This window comes from Catenuloplanes atrovinosus (assembly GCF_031458235.1).
GTDB lineage: Bacteria > Actinomycetota > Actinomycetes > Mycobacteriales > Micromonosporaceae > Catenuloplanes > Catenuloplanes atrovinosus.
The window spans coordinates 3,380,284-3,400,920 of record NZ_JAVDYB010000001.1; the positions used below are offsets into that span (position 1 = coordinate 3,380,284).

Genomic DNA, 20,637 nt, shown 5'->3' on the forward strand with positions numbered 1-20,637 from the left:
CGGGCTCGCTCATGACACGAGGAGTTTGTATCCGAGCCCGCGCACGGTGACCAGGTGACGCGGCGCGCCGGAGTCCTTCTCGATCTTGGCGCGCAGCCGGCCGATGTGCACGTCGACCAGCCGCTCGTCACCGCCGTCGTAGCCCCACACCCGCTGCAGCAGCTGCTGCCGGGACAGCACCCGGCCGGCGTGCTCGGACAGCTCGCAGAGCAGCTGGAACTCGGTGCGGGTGACCGGCACGGTGGCGCCGCCGACGCGCACCTCCCCGGCCTCCGGCACGATTTGAAGATCACCGAACGTCAGCACCGGTACGGGATCGAGCGCGACCGGCCGGGCCCGCCGCCGCAGCGCGCGCAGCCGCGCGGACAGCTCCTTGATCGCGACCGGCTTGACCACGTAGTCGTCCGCGCCCGCCTCCAGCGCCGCCACGATGTCGTGCGTGTCGTCGCGCGCGCTGACCACCACGATCGGCACGTCGTCCACTCGCCGCAGCTGCCGAATGCACTCGAAGCCGTCGATGCCCGGCAGCATCAGGTCGACCAGCACGGTGTCGGCCGCCCGCGTGCGCTGCGCGGCCAGCCCCTCCTCCGCGGTCGCGGCGCCCCTGGCGTCGTACCCCTCGTCCTCCAGCGCCATCACCAGCGACAGGCGGATGCGGTCGTCGTCCTCGATCACCAGTACGCCCGACATGCCCCCCATCATGCCCGGACCTCCGCGTGCCCACCGCGGTGGCACCCGCCGGCCCCACGGCTCCCGTCTGGGGGGATGAGTCGAGCCGCGGGACCGACGGCATGATCATCTTTCGGGTGGTTCATGGCAACGGCTTCCCGGACAGGTGACGGTTTCATGACGAGCGCCGCCGTCAGGACGAGCGCTGGGCCGGCGCCTGGCGCGGCGCCGGCGGGTGCGCGGCCAGCCAGGTCAACGCGGACGGCAGGTCGTCGAAGACGGGCAGCGCGTCGTCCAGGCGCATGGTGTGCAGCACGGTCAGCACGAACCGGCTGGGCGCGGCCAGGCAGAGGTGACCGCCGCGCTTGCGGGCGCGGACGTGCCCGCGGACCAGCACGCCGAGCCCGATCGGGTCGACCAGTTGCACCGCGGACATGTCGAGCGCGATGTTGCGGTGCAGCGCCGCCGCGCGGCCGAGCGCGGCCTGCATGGTGGAGACCAGCAGCCGGTCGATGTCGCCGCGCACCTCGACGATCGCGGCGTGCGGATCGTGGCGCAGCTCGACGCTGCGCGGGATGTGCTTGCGCACCGGCCAGGCCGCGGCGGCCGCCGACCGCGACTCCCGCAGCTGGCCGACCACGCATCCCGGGCAGGTGTGCTGCCCGGTGGCGAACGGCGAGCCGGCCCACCCCTGGTCGGTGAGCAGCGGCCAGACCACCTCGAGGTCGCGCAGGTGATCGGCGCGGCAGCTGAGCACGTTCCCGCAGCGGTCGCAGATGAGGTCGATCATGTTGGCCACCTGCCCGGGCACCGCGGTCATGGCAAACCACCCATCGTCAGCTCGCGTCGATCTCCAGCACCTTGGTCGCGTGGGAGATCTCCAACAGGCGCAGCACCCGCGCCGTGGGCCGGCGCAGTGCCAGCCGTCCTTCGCTGCGCCAGAGTCGCCGATGCGTACTGAGCAGCAGTTCTATCCCCGAGGCGTCGATCGTCGGGCACTCGGCCAGATCGAGCACGAGCCGGGCGGGACGCCGGGCCAGGGCCTGCTCGATCAGTAGCCGGACCGCCGGGAGCCGTTGGCGCACCAACTCGTGGGCGATCGTCAGCTCGATCAGGGCGGCCTGCCCCAGCTGCATGTCCGGCCTCCCGGTCGCCACGACTCCACTTCCGTCAGGCTGCCCGGAGCTTTTGACGGACCACCGGCTGCGATGTGTCAGTTCCGTGACGATCCTTCCTCGGCGCTCAGATCACGATCGTCCCACGTCCGGCGTGGGCGCGGGCGGTTTGCCACCGCCGGCCAACGCTCCGCGTGCGCCGATATGATGCGCGTGCAACTAATCTGTGGCAGGATCGTCGCCATGTCTAGTGTTCCCCAAAGTCACGCCGATCTGCTGGATCGCCCGGTCTTCGCGCACCTGGCCACCATCCGGCCGGACGGGTCGCCGCAGTCGAGCGTCATGTGGTTCGCCTGGGACGGCGAGGTCATCCGGATGACCCACACCAAGACGCGGCAGAAGTTCCGCAACCTGGAGCGGGAGCCACGGGTCGCGCTGTCGATCCTGGACCCGCAGGACGAGTACCGGTTCCTCGAGGTGCGCGGCGTGGTGGAGAAGATCGAGGACGACGACGCGGAGGCGTCGTTCTACGCATCGCTCCAGCAGCGGTACGGCAACGTCTACCCGATCCCGGACGCCGACGTGCGCGTGATCATGACGATCCGGCCGACCGGCTTCGTCGGCGTCGAGAACGGCACGGTCACGGTCCGCACCTGACCGACCCGGGGCGCCGGCGACCGGCGCCCCGGGAGCTCAGGCCGCGACCTCCGGACTCCACCGCGGACCGGCGACGACCGGCGACTCGCCGTCCACCCGGACGGCGAGCGCCACCGCGATCGGCAGGATCAGCGCGGCCACGCCGGGGACGGACGAGAGGCCGTCGTGCGAGTAGCCGCCCCCCTCGATCGCGAACAGTGCGGTCGGCACGAAGCTGAACAGCAGCGTCCCGATAACGAGGATCACCACGGCGGCGGGCAGCGCGGCCACCGTGAACGCGGCCCACAGCGCGGCGGTCCGGCCGCGGGCGCGCGACCGGTGCCGGCGCATCAGCGCCATCGTCACGACCGCCAGCGGCAGCCCCAGCGCGGCACCGGCCGCGCCACTGCCGGTGGCGTGCTCCTCGGTGCCGGCCGGGATCGCGGCCGCCACCACGGTCACCACGACCGGCAGCCCGATCAGCGCGATCGCGGCCGGCACCGGTACCCGGCGGCGGGCGTACACCACGGCCGGGACCGCGGCGAGCAGCACCCCGGCGACCGCCAGTCCGACCGTGGTCACCTTCAGGCCGAGCGGCAGGTACGGATGGTTGATGCCGGACGCGCCCTGCAACAGCACCATCGGCATCGCCACGGCCGCGGTGAACACGCCCACGACGACGTACCGGCGGGCCGGCCAGTTCCGGGCGCGGCCCGCGACCGCCCAGCCCGCGACGATCGCGACGGCACCCAGCAGCAGCGCGATCCGCAACCCGGCCACGCCGGTCAATTGCATCCGGTACAGCGCGGCGTTCGCCGCCAGCAGCCCGCCGCCGGCCACCAGTGCGGCCGCGGCCGGGTACCGCCGGTCCGCGGTGGCGATCAGCAGGCCGAGCGCGGTCAGCAGGATCGACGTGATCCGCAGCTCGGACGTCCACATCATCAGCTCACCGTCGATGACGATCGGCGCGGCGGCCGCCACCTCGGCCATCCCGGGCGTGAGGATCGCCAGCGTGTACGCCCAGGCGACCACGCCCACGGCGGCGCACCCGGCGCCGATCGCGATCACGGGCGTGCCGTGCGCGGCGTCCACCTCCTCGGCCGGGGCGGCCCGTGCCGTGCGCGGCACGGCCGGCGCGAGCCCGTAGGCGAGCGCGAGCGCGGTGAACCCGGCCATGAGCAGCGCCCACGGCCCCAGGTAGGAGAACGGCCGGCTGGTCAGGTCGATGATCACGGTGAACTCCGCCGGCGGCGTGCCGATCAGCAGCGACGCCGCGCTCGACCGCCATCCCGCCTCCGTGGTGAGCGCCACCGGCACCGTCCCGGTCACGCCGGCCAGCAGGCCCGCCAGCGGTGCGCCGAGCACGACCAGCAGCGCCCGGATCACGCCGCGGGTGCGGACCGCGGCCAGCAGCAGCGCGCCGGCGGCGGCCGCCCAGACCAGCACGCCGAGCACCACGCCCGCCATGAAGACCGGGTCGGTGTCGTAGAAGAACGGCAGCGCCGGTACGGGCGCGAGCACGAACGGCGCGGCGAACCGGGCGGCGCCGCGCATCGGCCACCGGCGGCCGACCCAGCGCCCGGCCGCCACGCACCACAGCAGCGTGAGCACGGCCTGCGCGATCGCGATCGGCCACTCCCAGTCGAGACGGTACTCCGGGCCGGTCAGCCGCAGCGTCAGCATCACCAGCATGTCGGCGAGCTGGTCGACGCCGAGCGTGGCCAGCGCGGTCACCAGCAGCGCGAACACCGGCGTGAGCGGCAGGAACGACTCGCCCCAGCCGCGCTCCGGACGCGAGGCGAACAGGCTCACCGCGTAGCGCAGCCGCGCCATCGCGGTGCCCGGCTCGGCCTCCAGCGCGGCCAGCTCCGCCAGCCACTCGCGCTCCATCTCCGCGCGCACGTCCTCCGGCCAGCGCGCCGCCGCCCGCCGCAGACACCACCTGGTGAGGGACTTCATGCCGGACCTCCCTGCCCGCCGCGGTACCGCCGTGGTCGGCGCTGAGCCGATGATTCGCTGGCAGGTCCGCTCATGCCGTCTGCGCCTTGGTCTGGCCGCCGAGGGCGCGGCTGAGCTGGGCCTGGAGCGCGGCGAGCTCGGTGCGTGCCTGGATCAGGCCGTCCGGGGTGAGGCGGTAGTAGCGGCGCGCGGGGCGGCCGGCCACGGCCGGGTCGATCTCCTCCCAGTGGGTCTGGACCCAGCCGGCCTTCTGCAGGCGCAGCAGGATGGGGTAGAGCGTGCCGCTCGGGTGGCCGCTGGCCCGCATCAGGTCCAACCCGTACCGGTCGGCCTCCGGGTCTTCGAGGAACGCGGCCAGCACCGTCGACACGGCCGTGGTGACACGCACAGGTGTGGGCATGGCGTCACGCTAGCCGACCCTCGCTAGTTTCTCTACATAGGGGTCGACCCGGCCGCCTGCCGCAGGTCGATCTCGTCGATCAGCTCCCGGGCCACCTCCTCGGACAGCGTCCCGTCGCGCATGGCGATCCGTACCGCCATGCGCTGGTCATCGAAGTCGCGACCCGCCAGGAGCGCGCGGCCGGCGGCGCGCGCCGCCTCCCGCGCGGCCCGCTCCCCCGCCAGGTCGAAGGTGAGCGCGCGGGCCAGCGCGCCCACCGTGGTGCCCTGGATGACCAGCGTGCCCAGCGTGACGATCAGCGCGATCGCCTGGATCGCGTCCCGGCCCGGGAACGGCGCGCCGGACGCGGTGGTCTCCGGGATCGCGGCCGCGGCGGCGAGCGTCAGGATGCCGCGCATGCCGGTCCAGCCGACCAGCAGCGTCTCGCGCTGGGTGGGCGGGTCCAGCGGGCGCGCCCGGCGGCCGGAGTAGCGGCGCTCGAACGCGGCCCGGTACGCCGGGTCCCGCTCCAGCCGCCGGGACGTCATCCGGGCCCGCAGCATCCAGCGGCCGAACAGCCCGTACACGCCGGCCAGCCGGAGCACGATCGCGGCCACCAGCAGCACGCCGCCGGCCAGCAGCGTCCGGCTCAGGCCCGGCTCCTCGGACTCGGCCAGATCCTCCAGCACGAAACGCAGTTGCAGTCCGATGTAGGCGAAGACGAACGTCTCCAGCAGGAAGTCCAGCACCGGCCAGACCTCGTTCTCCCGCACCCGGGCCCGGTACGCGCCCGGGTACTCGTGGTTCGGGTCGAGCGAGAGGTTCACGCTGACCAGGAACGACGCGGCGACGACCGCGAGGATGCCGGACACGTGCGCCGCCTCCGCCGCCAGGAACGCGGTGAACGGCAGCAGCAGCACCAGCGCGGTCTCCAGCGTGGCGTGGCGCAGCCAGCGGCGGATCAGCAGCGTCGCGGCCGACAGCAGCGCGCCGATCGCGACGCCGAGGAACGCGGACCGCGCGAACTCCTGCACACCGCCGGCGAACGTCGCATGCTCGCCGTTCACGGCCGCGACCGCGATGCTGAACAGCGTGAGCGCGGTCGCGTCGTTGACCAGGCTCTCGCCGGTGAGGACGGAGGTGGCGCGCTCCGGCAGGCCGATCTCCTCGCCGTGCGAGACCGTGGTGATCGTGTCCGGCGGCGCCAGGACCGCGCCGAGCACGAACGCGGCGGCGCCGATCGACGGCAGCAGCCACCCGGCGATCAGCCCGAGCGCGCCCGCGGTGAGCACCACCAGGATCACGCCGAGCGAGACGATCGGCCGCAGGTGGCGGCGGAAGCCGGAGAACGAGGCGCCGCGCGCCGCGGAGTAGAGCAGCGGTGGCACCACGATCGCGAGGATGACCTCGCTCTCCAGTTCCAGTCGCGGCATGCCGGGGACGAACGAGGCCGCCGCCGCGAGGATCACGATGAACATGCCGGGTTCGAGACCCTTGCGCCGGGCGACCGCGGCGATCGCGATCCCCGCGCCGGCGATGAGCAGGAGTTGTACGCCGTTCACGGCGCTCAGGCTAGACGCGTCCCCTCGTCGGTGAGCGTGATCGGCGCGCCGGACGCGGCCGACCTGTTCGCCGCGACGCCGGTGAGCACGCTGCGGATGCCGTCGCGGTACCCGGCCTGACGTGCCAGCGGATCGCCGGACGGCCCGCGGAACACGTCGTCGAGCAGCAGCCGATCGCCGCCGCCGTGACCGCCCTCACCGCGGATGATCGGCACCTCCTCGCGCTTGCCCCACTGCTCCTGCACGGTCAGCCGCTCCCAGGACGAGTCGGCCGCGTGCAGGCCGGCGCTCGGGTCGATGGCCGCGTTGACCGGCGTCCAGGCGCGCTCGCCGACCTCCAGCTCGATCCGGCCGCGGGTGCCGGTGAACGCGACCCGGTAGCCCTCGAACGGGCTGTACGCGGTGAGCGAGTAGGTGACCAGCGCGCGGCCGGCGTACCGGATGAGCACGGACATGGTGTCGTCGATGCTCACGCCGGGCGCGAACACGTCCTGGTCGCGCAGGTAGCCGTCCTCGTGCTCCGCGTCCAGGTAGAGCGCCTTGAGCCGCGGGTCGGCGGCGGCGTCCAGCAGGAACGGGTCGGTGCCGAGCCCGGGCGCGCCCTTGGCCCGCGCCGGCCGGCCCGCCGCGGCGCCCGCGCCCGCGGCGCCGTAGAACCGCAGCGCGGTCTGCGCGAAGACCAGCTCCGGGTGGCTGGCGATCCACCAGTTGATCAGGTCGAAGTGGTGGGTGGACTTGTGCACGAGCAGGCCGCCGGAGCGGGACCGGTCGCGGTGCCAGCGGCGGAAGTAGTCGGCGCCGTGCGCGGTGTCCAGCGCCCACTCGAAGTGCACGGCGGTGACGTCGCCGATCCGGCCGGAGGCGATCAGCTCGCGCACCGCGGAGTTGCGCGGCGAGTAGCGGTAGTTGAACGTGACGACCAGGTTGCCGCGGGACCGCTCGGCCGCGGCCGCGATGCGCGCGCAGCCCTCCTCGTCCACGGTCAGCGGCTTCTCGCAGACCACGTCCAGCCCGGCGTCGAGCGCGGCGACCACGTAGTCCGCGTGGGTGGCGTCCACGCTGGTCACGATCAGCGCGTCGGCGCCGCTGAGCATCTCGCCGAGACCCTCGGGACCATACGTGGGTACGGGCGAGGGCAGCCGCGAGTTGTGGTAGTCCATCCGGGTGCGGTTGGTGTCCAGGAACGCGGCGATGGTGCCGGTGTCGCTCCAGTCGCCGAGCAGCGCGTCCACGTACATCTGGGCGCGATGCCCCAGTCCGGCGATGGCGTAGCGGCGGGTCATCGAGCGCCTCCGGGGTTCTCGGGATTGCGGACGTCGTGGGTGCGGAGCCGGCCGCACATGCCCCAGCCGGCGGTCTCGCTCGGCGGCGCGGCCAGCACGCCGCCCTCGCGCAGGTGGGTGGCGTCCCCGGCCTCGAGGGCGGCCAGCATGCCGGCGGTCCGGCCGGCCTGGGCCGCGACCGTGCTCTCCCAGATCTCCCGCCACCGCGGGACCCGGTCGCGCACCAGCCGCGCGGCGGCGGCGTAGAAGGCGTGCAGCGGCGCCGGATCGCCGCTCAGCGTGGCCGTCCGGAGGGCCAGGAAACCCTCGACCGCGAGATCCCGGCGGTACGCGACCGCGGCGTCGGTCTCGGCGGTCAGCACCGCGGCGGCGCGGTAGGACTCGGGCGTGGCCAGCACGTCCGGCGGGAACGTCATCACCGCGTCGCCCGCCTCGGGCAGGCCCGCGTTCGACATGACGACCAGCACCTCGAGGTCGCCGTGGTTGATCGCGCGGTGGATGACGCCGGGCGTGAACCAGACCAGCGAGCCGGCCCGCAGCGGCGTCTCGCGGAAGCCGGAGGCGTCCAGCGTCTGCAGCGCGCCGGTGCCGCCGGTCACCACGTACGCCTCGGTGGAGACGGTGTGCAGGTGCGGTGTGCCGCCGGCGAAACCGTCCACGCACAGTCCGGTGTAGACGGCGAGTCGGCTGACCGAGGTGCCGCCGGGGAACGTCATGGCGTCCCCAGCAGGGTGCGACCCCGGTCGGCGAGCTTGTGCGTACCCTCGTCGCCGTGGTCGCCGGACGCGATGACCACCGCGTAGCGGAACGTGAGCGTGCCGCCGGCCTCGAACGGCAATTCCTCGCTGAAGAACGGCGCCGGGCAGAGGCAGGCGAACTGCTCGCTGCGGGTGAACCACTGCGGCGGGTGCCGCGGGTTGCGGGTGTCGTCGACCATCACGATCGTGGACGCGCGGCCGGTCTCGTCGTGCTTGCCGCGGTAGGCGAACCATTCCGCGCGCGTGCCGCGCAGGTCGTCCGCGCCGATGCCGTCCGGGGATTGCGCGATGCCGTTGGTGAAGCTGCGTGGCCCGCGCCAGAACAGGCCGCCGTAGCCCGCGTTCTCCCGGCCCTTGGTGGTCGGCGATCCGATGTGGAGCGTGGCACCGGAGACGTTGGTCATCCGGGTCTCGAAGCGCAGCGCCCAGCTCGACCCGTCGATCAGCGAGAAGGTGAGGGCGCGCGTCTCGTCCACCACGGGGTCGCCCTGCTGGGAGCGCCAGTCGAGTTCGTGGGTGAGCGCGGCCGTGTCGCCGTCCGCGGTCAGCGAGGTCATCCGGCGGTGCAGCGCGCTGCCGTTGTTCTCCCGCTGCACGTAGAACTGGCCGTGCACATAGGTCGGCCCGCCCCAGAAGTTGTGCTCCCCCAGGTGCGGCAGCGACCAGGCGATTCCCTTGTGCCACACGTGGTCGTGCGGGCGGAACAGCGTGACCAGGTCGCCGGCGAGCGTGCGCAGCGGGTGCAGGTACGGCTTCGGCGACTCCAGTCGCACGGTGTCCGGCCGGTAGACGTAGGTGGCGATCGGCAGGTCGCCGGCGCTGACCGTGACCTCCCGGTCGAGCTTGTGATCGACCTCGAGCGTCATGCCGCACGGACTCCTTCCCAGGGGGCGTCGACGCCGTTCATCCGGCGGAAGAACGGATCGTCCGGGCCGATGTCGCCGCTGCGCACCGGCGCGCCGGTGAACGCGGACCGGTAGAGCGCGGCGACGAACTCCATGGTCCGGCGCGTGTCGGCGAGCGTGACCGGCGGTGCGGTGCCCGCGTCGAGCGCGTCCAGCACGGCGGTCAGTTGCCCGGCATGGCCGGACTCGGTCGCGCTCCAGTCCGCGTACCAGCGGCCCTTGACGTCGCCGCAGCCGGGCGCGGGGGTGATGGACCAGTGGTCGTCGGTGTAGCCGTACAGGTGCGACAGCTCGACCGTGGCACGCTCGAAGTCGAAGCGCAGCGCGGACACCTGGCGGGGCGAGACCACGGAGTTGACCACGGAGGCGAGCGTGCCGTCCGCGAAGGTCACCAGCGCCATCGACACGTCCTCGGTGTGCACCTGGTGGCGGGCCTGCCGGCCGGCGACCGCGGTGACCTGCTGCCACGGGCCGAGGACGGACAGCAGCAGGTCGAACTGGTGGATGCCGTGCCCCATGGTCGGGCCGCCGCCCTCGGTCTCCCACCGGCCGCGCCACGGCGCGGCGAAGTAGGCGTCGTCGCGGAACCACAGCGTGTCGCAGGTGGCCAGCAGCGACCGGCCGAGGTGCCCGGCCACGGCCAGCCCGCGCAGCCGGACCGCACCGGCGCCGAAGCGGTGCTGGAAGACGGTGGCCACGTGCCTTCCGGTCTCCTCGGAGACGCGCGCGATGTCGTCCAGTTCGGACAGTGAGAGGGTGGGCGGCTTCTCCACGAGCACGTTCGCGCCGGCGCGCAGGCACTCGATCGCCAGCGGCGCGTGGGTGGACGGCGGCGTGCACAGGTGTACGAGGTCGACGTCGTGGCTCGCCAGCAGCTCGGTGAGGCTCGGGGCGACGGTGGGCGCCTGCCACGCGGCCGCGAACGCGCCGGCCCGGTCCGCGTCGAGGTCGACGACCGCGGTGAGCGTCGCCCGGTTCGGGTGCGCGCGCAGCGCCTGGGCGTGGGCGGCGGCGATCGCGCCGGTGCCGACGATGGCCGCGCGGTAGGGGGTCTGGGTCATTCCACGCTCCTCGTGAGACGGGCCGGCGCCGCGCGGCGCCGGCCCGCTGTGCGGTGACTCAGGCGGCGTCGATCTCTGTCTGCAGCTCCTTGATGAACGACTCCGCGGCCGCCTGCGGCGTCTTGCGCTCGAACAGCACCTCCTCGGTGTGCCGCTTGAGGATCTGCTCGATGCCGCTGGCGCCGTTCGGCGTGACGCGCGGCGCCGGGCCGACCTTCACCGTGTCCAGGTAGTCGGCCGCGGCCTTGTCGGTGGCGGTCAGCTTCGGCGCGAGCGCGGCCCGGATCGTCCTGTTGCCGGGCACGCCGCGGTCGGTGAGCAGCACGTCCGCCGCCTCCTGCGTGTTGAGCAGGAAGTCGACGAAGAGCGCGGCCTCGGCCGGGTGCTCCGACCGGGCGGAGATCGACCAGTACATGGACGGCTTGTAGTAGGCGCCCGGCGTACCGACCTGGCTCTCCCCCGGGATGTTGACCAGCCGCAGATTCTGGCCGCTGGCCGCGCCGATCGAGGTCAGCTGCGTGTTCCACGACGTGCCGATCGCGGTGGCGTTGGTGGCCATGCCGGACTGGTCCAGCGCGGCACCGGCCCGCTCGATGGTGACCGACGGCGACGGCCCGATGCCGGACTTCGCCAGGTCCAGCAGGTACTGCCAGTAGCCGGCGAGCAGCTGTGCCGGCACCGCCACCTTGCCGTCCTCGGAGTAGAGCGACGCGCCTTGCTGACGAATCCACACGTTGACCGAGCCGGTGTCGAAGCCCCACAGCTGCACGCCGTTGACCTTGCCGCCGCTGGCCTTCGAGACCTGGTCGCCGACCGTGCGCAGATCCTCCCAGGACCAGGCCGCGGTGTCCGGCAGCGTCACGTTGAACTGCTTGAGCAGATCGTCGTTGACGATGAAGGAGTACGCGGTGAGGCCGGTCGGGATCGCGTACAGCTTGCCGTCGACCTTGCCGGTGTCCAGCGCGGTGGCCTCGATGTCCGCGGTCTTCAGGTGCTTCTCCGCGGTGCCCAGGTCGAGCAGCGCGCCGCGCTCCGCGTACGACGCGAGGTAGAGCTCGTCCATCTGGATGATGTCCGGTGCGTCGTTGGCCGCGACCGTGGTGGCGAGGCTGTCCCAGTAGCCGTTCCAGTCCTTGAACTCACCCTTGATCGTGATGTTCGTGTGCTTGGCCTGGAACAGGTCGATGGCCTGCTGGGTGCGCTTGTGCCGCGCGTCCGAGCCCCACCAGGTGAACCGCAGCGTGACCGGCTCGGTGGAGATGTCGCCGGACGCGTCGCCGCCCCCGCCGCCGCAGGCCGCGAGCGCGCTCGCGGCGCCGACGCCCGCGGCGAGCGACAGGACGTTACGCCGGGATATGCCGTTATTCATCGAATGTGCCCTTTCGATGGTTACTTGATACCGGTGGTGGCGATGCCCTTGATCAGGTACCGCTGGCCGATCAGGAAGGCGAGGAAGATCGGCAGGAGGGAGACCACGCTCATGGCGAACATCGAGCCCCACGACGTGGCGACCGTGGCGTCCACGAACGAGCGCAGCGCGACCGGCACCGTGTACATCTCCGGGTCGGTCAGGTAGATCAGCTGCGAGAAGAAGTCGTTCCACGTCCAGATGAACGTGAAGATGGTGGTGGTGGCCAGCGCCGGCAGCATCAGCGGCAGGATCACCTGGAGGAAGATGCGCGGATGGCCGGCGCCGTCGATGCGGGCCGCCTCGTCCAGCTCGCGCGGCAGGCCGCGGATGAACTGGACCATCAGGAACACGAAGAACGCGTCCGTGGCCAGCAGCTTCGGCACGATCAGCGGCAGGAACGTGTTCACCCAGCCGAGGTTCGAGAACATGATGTACTGCGGCACGATCAGCACGTGGATCGGCAGCATGATCGTCATCAGCATGATCGCGAACCACAGCGTCTTGCCGGTGAACTCCAGCCGGGCGAACGCGTACGCCGCCATCGAGCAGGAGACCAGGTTGCCGATGATGCAGCCGAGCACCACGATCGCGGAGTTCAGCATGTAGTGCCCGAACGGCTCGGCGAGCGCGTTCCACCCGTCGCCGTAGTTGGAGACCTGCAGGCTGTCCAGCACGATGCCGGGCGACCGGAAGATCTCGTTGTTCGGCCGCAGCGAGCTGACCACCATCCAGATCACCGGGTACAGCATCACCAGCGCGAACACGATCAGCGCGGCGTGCTTGAGGGTGGACCTCACCCACCCCGGCAGCACGAACCGCGGCGGCGGCGGGTCGTCGGTGGTGTCCACCGGGACGGTGCGTTCCCTGAGATCAGTCATCGTAGAAGACCCATCGCTTGGCGGCCCAGAAGTTGATCGCGGTGAACCCGGCGATGATGATCAGGAGCAGCCAGGCGAGGGCGGAGGCGTACCCCATGTCGAAGCGGCTGAAGCCGCGCTCGTAGAGGTAGAGCGTGTAGAACAGCGTGGAGTCCGACGGGCCACCGGTGCCGCCCGAGACGACGAACGCCTGGGTGAACGACTGGAACGCGTGGATGATCTGCAGCACCAGGTTGAAGAAGATGATCGGCGACAGCAGCGGCACGGTGATCTTCCGGAACTGCGTCCACTTGCCGGCCCCGTCCACGGACGCGGCCTCGTAGTACATCGTGGGGATCTGCCGCAGGCCGGCCAGGAAGATGACCATGGGCGCGCCGAACGTCCAGACGTTCAGCACGATCAGCGTGGACAGCGCGGTGTCCGGGCTGGAGATCCAGCCCTTGCCCGTGACGCCAACCAGCGCGAGCAGCTGGTTGAGCAGCCCTTCGGCGCCGAAGATCTGCCGCCACAGCACCGCGATCGCCACGCTGGAGCCGAGCAGGCTCGGCAGGTAGAAGGCCGAGCGGTAGAACGGCAGGCCGCGCAGTCCCCGGTCGAGCAGGATGGCCAGGCCGAGCGCCGCGAGCAGCTGCAGCGGCACGGAGACGAAGACGTAGATGAAGGTGACGCCGAGCGACCGGTGCAGGCGCTCGTCGCCGACCATGCGGCTGATGTTCTCGACGCCGTTGAACTCCGGCGGCTGGATCAGGTTGTAGTCGGTGAAGCTGAGCCCGAGCGAGGCCACGATCGGACCGGCGGTGATGAGCAGAAGTCCCGCGAACCAGGGCAGCAGGAACAGGAAGGCGGCCCTGTTGTCCCGCTTCCGCGGCGGGCCGCCCTTGGAGGTGCCGAGCCGTTGGAGCTCGCCGAGAGCACTCACACGACCCTCCCTTCACACATGCGGAGTCACAGACACGGCACGAATCCCCCTAAACCGGGGTGCCTCCGGCCGAATCACATCGAAGGGGGAAAGCGCTTTCCGCAGTCTGCATCGATGGTGTGACGCACGTCAAGTGTTTCGGGGCGATGACAATGGATCGTTTCAGCGATCCGTGACCGCGTCCGGCATCGGGGCTATCGATACGGTTCTTTAAACCATTCAATGGGCGGGTCACGGCCCTTCACCGAGGTGACGCCGACCGTCGAATCCGCACCTTTCCGGCGAACGGCCGGGTTCGGCGGGCCCGGCGCGCGGCGCGATCAACGACGTGCACCCGGCTGGCGGGCACAGTATCCGAGCCGGTCGGCCGGTGACGTGCGTGCCGCCGGCCGGTCGGCCGGCGGCACGCACGCCTGCCAGCGGCGCCAGCCCACCAGCGGCCTCAAGCGGGGCCATCGGCCGCCGGCGCGCGAGCCGGGCCGTCGGCCGGTGAGATGCGAGCCCGGCCGGTCGGCGAGGCGGGCCGGGACGGGTGAACCGGCCGCGGACTCGGGCCGTATCGGGGCTGAGCATTCAGTCGAGGAGGCACGGGATGGCGGGAAGCGACGGGTACCACGTCCGATCGGACGATCTTCTGGCACACGGCGGGACGCTGGATTCGTGGTCCGCGGAGGCCACGGCGATCGCGGGGACGCTGCGGCAGGTGACGGCCGATACCGGCCGCGCGGACAGCGACGACGAGGGGCGCGGCGGACCGGCCGACGCGGCCGCCCTCCTGGAGACGGTGGCGGCCGCGCTGACCGCCACCGGCGGACGCGTGCGGACCTGCGCGGCCGACTACACCGCCTGCGATGTGGAGGTCGGCGGCGAGTACGCCACCGTGGGCGCCGAGGGTGTCTCCTGATGGCCCGGTACCTGACGGCCGAGGCGGCGATCGGCGGCGACCCGGCCCAGTTGAACGGTGCCGCCGACACCCTCGACGCGTCCGGGCGAAGGGCTACGCGGCTGGTGGACACCGTGCGTGACGGCGCCACCGGCACCACGGAGTTCTGGCGCGGGCCGGCCGGCGACGCGTACCGCGGTGCGATGGGCCGCACGACCGGCACCGTGCGGGATTTGCCGGACCGGCTCACCGCGATGTCCGGCGAGTTCCGCACGCTGGCCGGCGAGCTGTCGTCCGCGCAGGGCCAGGCCCGGGACGCCATGCGAGCGTCGGTGCGCATCGGCATGGGCGAGGGCGATCTGATCGGCCGGCCGGACCGGGTGGCGGCGTTCGTGTCCGCGTTCCCGGCGTACCACGAGACCGTGGCGCACCTGCTCGGCCTGGTCGCCACCGCGCGAGGGCGGGCCGAGCGGGCACGGACGTACTTCTCCGGTCGCATCCGCACCGTGCGGCGGGCCATCAGCGAGGCCGGCGGTGGCGACGACCGGCGCGAACCCGACGAGCGTGGCGGTCGCCGGATCGAGGACGACCGGCGCCGAGGACGGCCCGAGGGCGGCGACCCGGACCGCGGCGACGACTTCGACTCGGACTGGGCCGGACGAGCCATTCTCGAGCGGTACCTGCGCGGCGGGCCGGACTGGCACATCGACAACGACCCGCGATGGAATCGCTACATGATGGACGATGTCCCGCTGCGCGAGCAGGTCGAGCTGTGGACCCGGGACGAGGCACGGCGGGCGGTGCAGGACTACCAGGGCGGCCTGGGCGACACCCGGACGTTCGACCGGCGGTTCCACGCCGAACTCGCCAACGGTGAGGCGGTCGTCGGCTCGCAATTTCTGCACGGCACCCACCGCGGCGTGGGCGGCTTCGAGTTCAGCGGGGACAGCGTCGTCACACCGCGCGCGGACGGCGACTTCGACGTGACGATCAATGGTTCGTACACCTGGCACGACCGGATCGACCCGAACTTCGGGTACGGCTCGGACCGGGACAAGAGCCTTCTCGCCGACATCTTCACGCTGGGCCAGGCCGACCCCTACGACATACACATCACCTGGCCGCAGACGAGCACCGTCGTGGTCGACCGCAACGGCTTCTTCGTCGGCAGCCGTGGCGGGTGGCCGTCCCCGCCCCCGTAGGGATCACGCGGGCCCCGCCGGCGGGTATGCGCCCACCGGTCACGGGCGTGCCCGGGGCGCGGCCGGCCACCGGCCGGACGGTGCGTCGTCCAAGTCCGTCGGCGATGCGCCCGCCGCGGGCGCGGTGTGCCCCGGCGCCGCCGGCGCGCCGGGCGCGGGCGACGGCCCGGCCGGCGCGACGGGACCGCGACCGGCGAAGACGACGTGCCGTTGCATCAGGTAACCGGCGGTCACCAGCAGCGCCTCGGTGATGAGCTTGGCGATGAGCGTGGAGCCGGTGGCCGGGGCCAGCACCGTCAGAAGGGTCACGTTGGCCACCAGGATCGCGCCCGCCAGCAGTGCGTAGTCGCGTGCGGCCCGACCGAGCGGGGCGGCGGTACCGAACACGCAGCGGCGGTTCAGCGTGAAGTTGAGGACCGCGCTGACCAGCCGCGCGATGACCGCCGGGACCGCCACGCCGCCGGTGAGCGTGGCGAGTCCCAGGAACAGCGTGGCGTCCAGCACGAACGCCAGCAGCGACGACGCGCCGTAGGCGAGCAGCGGCCCGTACACCCGGGCGGAGTCGCGCAGCGGCCGGAAGTGCGACGAGGCGTTGCCGGCCAGGTAGACGGTCGCGATCGGGACCTCGGCGATCGTCCAGCGGTCGCGGACCGCCCGCAGCAGCAGCCGCTGCTCGTACTCGAACCGCGCGCCGGCCACCGCGCACAGCCGGGGCAGGTGGCGGGCCGCGTACCCACGCAAGCCGGTCTGGGTGTCCGCCAGTCCGCGGCCGGTGGCCAGCCGGAACACCGCGCGGGTGCAGGCGTTGCCGACGCGGCTGCGCGCCGGGACCCGGCCGGTGAACCGGCGGGCTCCGAGCACCAGATCGGCGTCGCCGGCCGCCAGCCGTGCGGCGACGGCCTCGATGTCGCCCGGCCGATGCTGGCCGTCGCTGTCCGCGCAGACCACATCACACCCCGGACGGTACGTACGGATGTGCGCGAATCCGGTCTTCAGCGCCGCACCCTTGCCCCGGTTGCGGTCGTGCGTGACCACGTCGGCACCGAGCGCGCGGGCCGCGGCGAACACGGTGGCGTAGCCGGGTCCGCTGCCGTCGTCGACCACGACCACGTCGTACCCGGCGAGCCCGACGAGCAGATCGGTGAGCTTCCCGTCCGGCTCGTAGGCGGGAATCAGGATGACCGCGCCCATCAGCCGGCCACGTACAGGATGTCGCTGGTGCCACGCTCCTGGCCCCGGCCGAGCGGGTTGTGACCAGTGCACCGTTGAACATCATGGATCGGCGAGGCGAACGCGGACGCCAGCGTCCACATCGGCCGCTCGGCCCGCAGGTACCGCAGGGTCAGGTAGCCGAGCACCACCGCGCTGAGCGCGAACCAGGTCCGCGGGTTGCCCGCCCAGCCGTCCAGCCCCAGCGCGTGCGGTAACCCGAAGATCGTCAGCGGCGGGCCGTACGGGTTGAGCGACTCGGGCCCGGTCAGCTGATCCTTCGGCAGGTACGGGCTGCCGTGCTCGACCAGCAGCCGGGCGGCGCGCGTGACCACGGTCAGCGCGCCCATCCCCACGGTGGACATGTGCCGGCCGCCGGTCACCATCCACACCAGCGGCGCCACGACGGCACCGAGCAGGGCGGCCGAGGTCGCGGTGGTGCGCGCGGCGGGGTGCCGCCACAGCAGCGTGATCAGCGCGGCCAGCACGTATCCGCCGGCCGCCCAGCGGCCCCAGGACGCCTGCACCTGCTGCCCGGCGAACGCGCCGACCCCGGCCGCGAACCCGGCGGCGACCGTGTAGCCGGCGATCCGCCACGCCCGCTGGCCGGGATGGTGCCGCGCGGCGGGGGAGTTCCTTGTCTGGTCGGCTGTCCCGGCGAAAACCATTCGACGATCATGGTTATCCCGCCCCGGTCCGCGCATCCGGCTTCCGCCGGACCTCGGCGGCCGCCACGGTACGACTTTCGGCTGATACCGGTGTCCCGTCGCGCGCGACCCCGCCGGTCAGGGGATGTGCCGTGGCGCCGATCAGCGGCTATACGGCGGAGGATGATGCGTCACACCGGTCGAACGCCGGAGGGGTGTGCCGGTCGAGGAGCCGCCCCCGTCCAGGTTGTACGCGACGGACGCGCCCCGGTCCGCGAAGATCTGCGCGAAGCCGCTCATCGTGACGCCCGCGCTCTCGTCGCTGCGGCCGTCGACCACCACGAAAGCCAGTGATTCGCCTCGATCAGCCCGATCCCGGTGCGTGGCTGGTCGCCCTGCACGGAGTGGTTCCCGACGTTCGTGTCGATTTCGACGGAGTCGATGCCGTCCAGGACGACACCGTTCTCCACCAGGCCGGGGCCGAACGACAGCGTGTGCCAGACCCCGTCCGCGAGCAGCGTGTCCGCGTCGGTGGTGGCCTCGTCGTGGAGCCGCGCGGTGCCGTCGGCGTAGATCGCGAGCCCCTGCCGGGCGCCGCGGTCACGGAACGCGACGCCGTTGCGGATGACGATGCCGGTGTCGCGGAACCCGTAGTAGTCGCCGTTGATCGCCAGGACCGCGCCGACGTCCGCGGCGATCTCGGACGGGTACGCGATGATGTTCTCGCCGAACTGGTCGTTCGCGAACGCCGCGCGCATGATCGTGTCGTCGGTGACCGTGACGTCCGCGACGACGTACCGCACGGTGCCGGTGTCGACCCGCTCGATCGTGATCGCCGCGGTATCGCTGGTGTAGCCGGTCGCGGTGGCGGTGCCGTGCCGGAGACGTCGGCCAGTTCGGTCAGCGCGGACGCGTTCGCCACCTCGACGTGGTCGACGACGTACCGGTCCAGCGCCCAGGCGCCGGTGCTGGCCGGCGGCCGCGGCGCACACGCCCAGGCCACCGGCCAGCACCGCCCTGCGGCAGAGTCGCCCGGTCATCCGCGCCGCCCACCCCGGTCGCCGCCGCCGAACCCGCCCGCCGGCACCTCACCGGCCGTGACCGTGGCAATCTGCGTCGCGGCGCCCAAGGCACCGGCCTCGGCCAGCACCGCCCTGCGAGAGAGTCGCCCGGTCATCCGCGCCGCCCACCCCGGTCGCCGCCGCCGAACCCGCCCGCCGGCGCCTCACCGGCCGTGACCGTGGCGATCTGTGTCGCGGCGCCCAGGGTACCGGCCTCGGCCAGCCCGCCGGTGCTGGTGCCGGTCGCGGTGCCGCCGCTGTGCACGGTGTACTGGTCACCGCTGGTGATCGCCGCGGCGGAGTAGACCAGGTTCTGGATCGACTTCGACGTGGTGAACGTGGCGACCACCGCGCCGTCCGCGTCCACGATCTGCAGCGTCGTCCCGGCCGCGACCGCGGACTCGAACGTGACGGACAGCCAGCCCTGGGACGACTCGGTGGACGGCGTGACGGCCATCCCGGAGCTGCCGGCCGCGACCAGGACGCCGCCGGTGACGGTGAGTGAGCCGTTGACGTCCAGCGCGCCGTTGCCCTGCCCGGCCGGCCCGTTGACCACGACGGTGCCGCCGCTGATCGTGGCCGTGCCGTTGGAGTCGAGCCCGTCACCGTCCGCGTCGATGATCAGCGTGCCGCCGGTGACCGTGACGGAGTAGTCGCCGGCCGCCATCTCGCCGCCGCCACCCTGTGCGCCGGTGGACGTGCCGCCGGCCGCGTTGAGCCCGTCGTCCGCGGAGACCACGTGCACGCTGCCGGACGCGATCGTGATGTCCGCGGCTTCGAGCCCTTCGTTCGACGCCGTGACCTCGACCCGGCCGCCGTCGACGAGCAGGGCGTTCTCCGCGTGTACGGCGTCGTCGCCGGCCGCGAGCGTCAGCGTGGCGCCGGACAGGTGCACGGAGCCGTCGCTGTGCACCGCGTCGTCGGCCGCGTCGGCCGTGATCGCTCCGCCTTCGAGGATGGTCACCACGCCCGACTTGAGCCCTTTCACGGAGGTGTCCTCCGAGACCTGACCCCCGTGCCCGCCACCGGACGCGACCGCGACCGTGCCGCCGGTCACCACCAGGTCGGTGACCGCGTCGAAGCCGTCGCCCCCGGCGGTGACCGTGACCGTTCCGCCGCTGACCGCGATGTACCCGGAGTCCGCGTCCGTGTCGTTGTCGGCCTTGACGCCGTCGCCGCCGGCCGTGACCGTGACCGCGCCACCGGTCACCGAGACGTAGTCCTTGCCACGGACGCCGTCATCCGCAGCGTCGACCGTGATCGTCCCGCCCGTGATCAGCAGCCCGTCCTTGCTGGCGATGCCGTCGTTGCCGTTCCCGCGCACGACCAGCGCGCCGTTCCCCGCGATCGTCAGATCCGCCGCGCTGAACAGCGCCGCGTTGACGTCGGCGTCCTCGGCGTAGCGGGAGGTGTCGGAGAGTGCGCTGGTGGTACCGTCCGCGAGCACGACCACGACCCGGTCGGCCGCGGTGACCGCGAGGGCCGCCGTGGTGCTGCTGGAGACGGTGGCGCCGTCCAGGACGAGCGTCACCGTGGCACCGTCCGCCGCGACCACGACCTGCCCGTCACTCAGCGTGCCGCTGAACCGGTACGTCCCCGCCGCCGTGATCGTGACCGTTCCGCCGTCGACCGTCACGCCGTCGCCGTCCACGGTCGCGGTATCACCGGCGAGCGCGATCCCGACCGCGGCCGACGCGTCATAGGCGGCGTCCGCGCTGTGTACCGCCGTGTTCGCCGCGAGCACCTCCTCGGCCGTCTGCGCACCGTCCACATAGGCGGCCGTCGCCGCTGCGCTGTCGGCCGCACTCTCGACCGAGCCAACCGCCGCGGAACAGCCGGTCAGCATCGCCCCCGCCAGAACCAGCGACGTCACGGCTGCAACCATCTTCTTACGGGACGACTTCATGCCCGTCCACCCTTTCACATTGCTCGACGAAATCGATATCTACTGAAGTCCACGCCTCGACTGCACAAGACGTGTTGACTGCACGGGACGCATTGACTGCACGCCATCCCGACCACACCCGCCGCCCCGTCTCGACGCGACGCGTCAACCCGAAGCAACGTCTCGACCCGACGTCGCAGGCCATGGCACCGTGT

The 20,637-nt window shown here is 72.4% G+C and carries 19 protein-coding genes and 1 pseudogene; 3 read left to right on the forward strand and 17 right to left on the reverse strand.

Annotation, left to right across the window (positions count from 1 at the left end; genetic code table 11):
- Positions 1 to 9: 9 nt before the first annotated feature.
- The 3 genes from J2S41_RS15195 to J2S41_RS15205 all read right to left on the reverse strand — a co-directional run bounded on the left by J2S41_RS15195 (position 10) and on the right by J2S41_RS15205 (position 1,826).
- Entirely contained in the window at positions 10 to 690 is a 681-nt protein-coding gene (locus J2S41_RS15195) for a response regulator transcription factor (protein WP_310368264.1), read from the reverse strand.
- A gap of 172 nt (positions 691 to 862) precedes the next feature.
- On the reverse strand, positions 863 to 1,489 hold the full coding sequence (locus J2S41_RS15200) for an STAS domain-containing protein (protein WP_310368267.1): 627 nt from the start codon (positions 1,487 to 1,489) through the stop codon (positions 863 to 865).
- Positions 1,490 to 1,505: 16 nt separating this feature from the next.
- On the reverse strand, positions 1,506 to 1,826 hold the full coding sequence (locus tag J2S41_RS15205) for an STAS domain-containing protein (protein ID WP_310368269.1): 321 nt from the start codon (positions 1,824 to 1,826) through the stop codon (positions 1,506 to 1,508).
- 201 nt (positions 1,827 to 2,027) lie between these two features.
- On the opposite strand from J2S41_RS15205, the gene J2S41_RS15210 reads away from it, so the two are divergent.
- Entirely contained in the window at positions 2,028 to 2,441 is a 414-nt protein-coding gene (locus J2S41_RS15210) for a PPOX class F420-dependent oxidoreductase (RefSeq protein WP_310368270.1), read from the forward strand.
- 36 nt (positions 2,442 to 2,477) lie between these two features.
- On the opposite strand, the gene J2S41_RS15215 is transcribed toward J2S41_RS15210, so the two are convergent.
- From J2S41_RS15215 to J2S41_RS15260, 10 genes are all read right to left on the reverse strand, one after another.
- Positions 2,478 to 4,379 (reverse strand): hypothetical protein, encoded by a 1,902-nt coding sequence (locus J2S41_RS15215; RefSeq protein ID WP_310368272.1) that lies wholly within the window; start codon positions 4,377 to 4,379, stop codon positions 2,478 to 2,480.
- Between the two features lie 70 nt (positions 4,380 to 4,449).
- Positions 4,450 to 4,779 (reverse strand): PadR family transcriptional regulator, encoded by a 330-nt coding sequence (locus tag J2S41_RS15220; RefSeq protein WP_310368274.1) that lies wholly within the window; start codon positions 4,777 to 4,779, stop codon positions 4,450 to 4,452.
- Between the two features lie 32 nt (positions 4,780 to 4,811).
- Entirely contained in the window at positions 4,812 to 6,320 is a 1,509-nt protein-coding gene (locus J2S41_RS15225) for a cation:proton antiporter (RefSeq protein WP_310368276.1), read from the reverse strand.
- Positions 6,321 to 6,325: 5 nt separating this feature from the next.
- Entirely contained in the window at positions 6,326 to 7,603 is a 1,278-nt protein-coding gene (locus tag J2S41_RS15230) for a Gfo/Idh/MocA family protein (protein WP_310368277.1), read from the reverse strand.
- Positions 7,600 to 8,319 carry a cupin domain-containing protein gene (locus J2S41_RS15235; RefSeq protein WP_310368279.1) on the reverse strand — a complete coding sequence of 240 codons (720 nt, stop codon included), beginning with the start codon at positions 8,317 to 8,319 and terminating at the stop codon, positions 7,600 to 7,602. Before J2S41_RS15235 ends, J2S41_RS15230 begins: the two co-directional genes overlap by 4 nt.
- On the reverse strand, positions 8,316 to 9,227 hold the full coding sequence (locus tag J2S41_RS15240; protein WP_310368281.1) for a DUF6807 domain-containing protein: 912 nt from the start codon (positions 9,225 to 9,227) through the stop codon (positions 8,316 to 8,318). The genes J2S41_RS15235 and J2S41_RS15240 overlap by 4 nt, the downstream gene beginning before the upstream one ends.
- Complete coding sequence (locus J2S41_RS15245) at positions 9,224 to 10,327, reverse strand: Gfo/Idh/MocA family protein (RefSeq protein ID WP_310368282.1); 1,104 nt, start codon at positions 10,325 to 10,327, stop codon at positions 9,224 to 9,226. Before J2S41_RS15245 ends, J2S41_RS15240 begins: the two co-directional genes overlap by 4 nt.
- A gap of 58 nt (positions 10,328 to 10,385) precedes the next feature.
- The gene (locus J2S41_RS15250; RefSeq protein ID WP_310368284.1) at positions 10,386 to 11,696 is read right to left on the reverse strand and encodes an ABC transporter substrate-binding protein; all 1,311 of its coding nucleotides are present in this window, start codon (positions 11,694 to 11,696) and stop codon (positions 10,386 to 10,388) included.
- Between the two features lie 20 nt (positions 11,697 to 11,716).
- Positions 11,717 to 12,616 carry a carbohydrate ABC transporter permease gene (locus J2S41_RS15255; protein WP_310368285.1) on the reverse strand — a complete coding sequence of 300 codons (900 nt, stop codon included), beginning with the start codon at positions 12,614 to 12,616 and terminating at the stop codon, positions 11,717 to 11,719.
- On the reverse strand, positions 12,609 to 13,535 hold the full coding sequence (locus J2S41_RS15260; RefSeq protein ID WP_310368286.1) for a carbohydrate ABC transporter permease: 927 nt from the start codon (positions 13,533 to 13,535) through the stop codon (positions 12,609 to 12,611). Before J2S41_RS15260 ends, J2S41_RS15255 begins: the two co-directional genes overlap by 8 nt.
- A gap of 592 nt (positions 13,536 to 14,127) precedes the next feature.
- Here J2S41_RS15260 and J2S41_RS15265 point away from each other — a divergent pair.
- Together J2S41_RS15265 and J2S41_RS15270 are read left to right on the forward strand one after the other, a co-directional pair.
- Positions 14,128 to 14,439, forward strand: a complete 312-nt coding sequence (locus J2S41_RS15265; RefSeq protein WP_310368288.1) for a hypothetical protein — start codon at positions 14,128 to 14,130, stop codon at positions 14,437 to 14,439.
- Positions 14,439 to 15,620: a WXG100 family type VII secretion target gene (locus tag J2S41_RS15270; protein WP_310368290.1), complete on the forward strand. Its 1,182-nt coding sequence runs from the start codon at positions 14,439 to 14,441 to the stop codon at positions 15,618 to 15,620. The genes J2S41_RS15265 and J2S41_RS15270 overlap by 1 nt, the downstream gene beginning before the upstream one ends.
- A gap of 39 nt (positions 15,621 to 15,659) precedes the next feature.
- Here J2S41_RS15270 and J2S41_RS15275 read toward each other — a convergent pair whose 3' ends face one another.
- The 4 genes and pseudogenes from J2S41_RS15275 to J2S41_RS15290 form a co-directional block, all read right to left on the reverse strand.
- Positions 15,660 to 16,811: a glycosyltransferase gene (locus J2S41_RS15275; protein ID WP_310368292.1), complete on the reverse strand. Its 1,152-nt coding sequence runs from the start codon at positions 16,809 to 16,811 to the stop codon at positions 15,660 to 15,662.
- A complete protein-coding gene (locus J2S41_RS15280) occupies positions 16,811 to 17,497 on the reverse strand; it encodes a hypothetical protein (RefSeq protein ID WP_310368294.1) in 687 nt (228 codons plus the stop codon). Before J2S41_RS15280 ends, J2S41_RS15275 begins: the two co-directional genes overlap by 1 nt.
- Before the next feature lie 141 nt (positions 17,498 to 17,638).
- Positions 17,639 to 18,516: pseudogene (locus tag J2S41_RS15285) on the reverse strand (phosphodiester glycosidase family protein).
- Between the two features lie 133 nt (positions 18,517 to 18,649).
- Positions 18,650 to 20,410 (reverse strand): carbohydrate-binding domain-containing protein, encoded by a 1,761-nt coding sequence (locus J2S41_RS15290; protein WP_310368298.1) that lies wholly within the window; start codon positions 20,408 to 20,410, stop codon positions 18,650 to 18,652.
- Positions 20,411 to 20,637 lie beyond the last annotated feature (227 nt).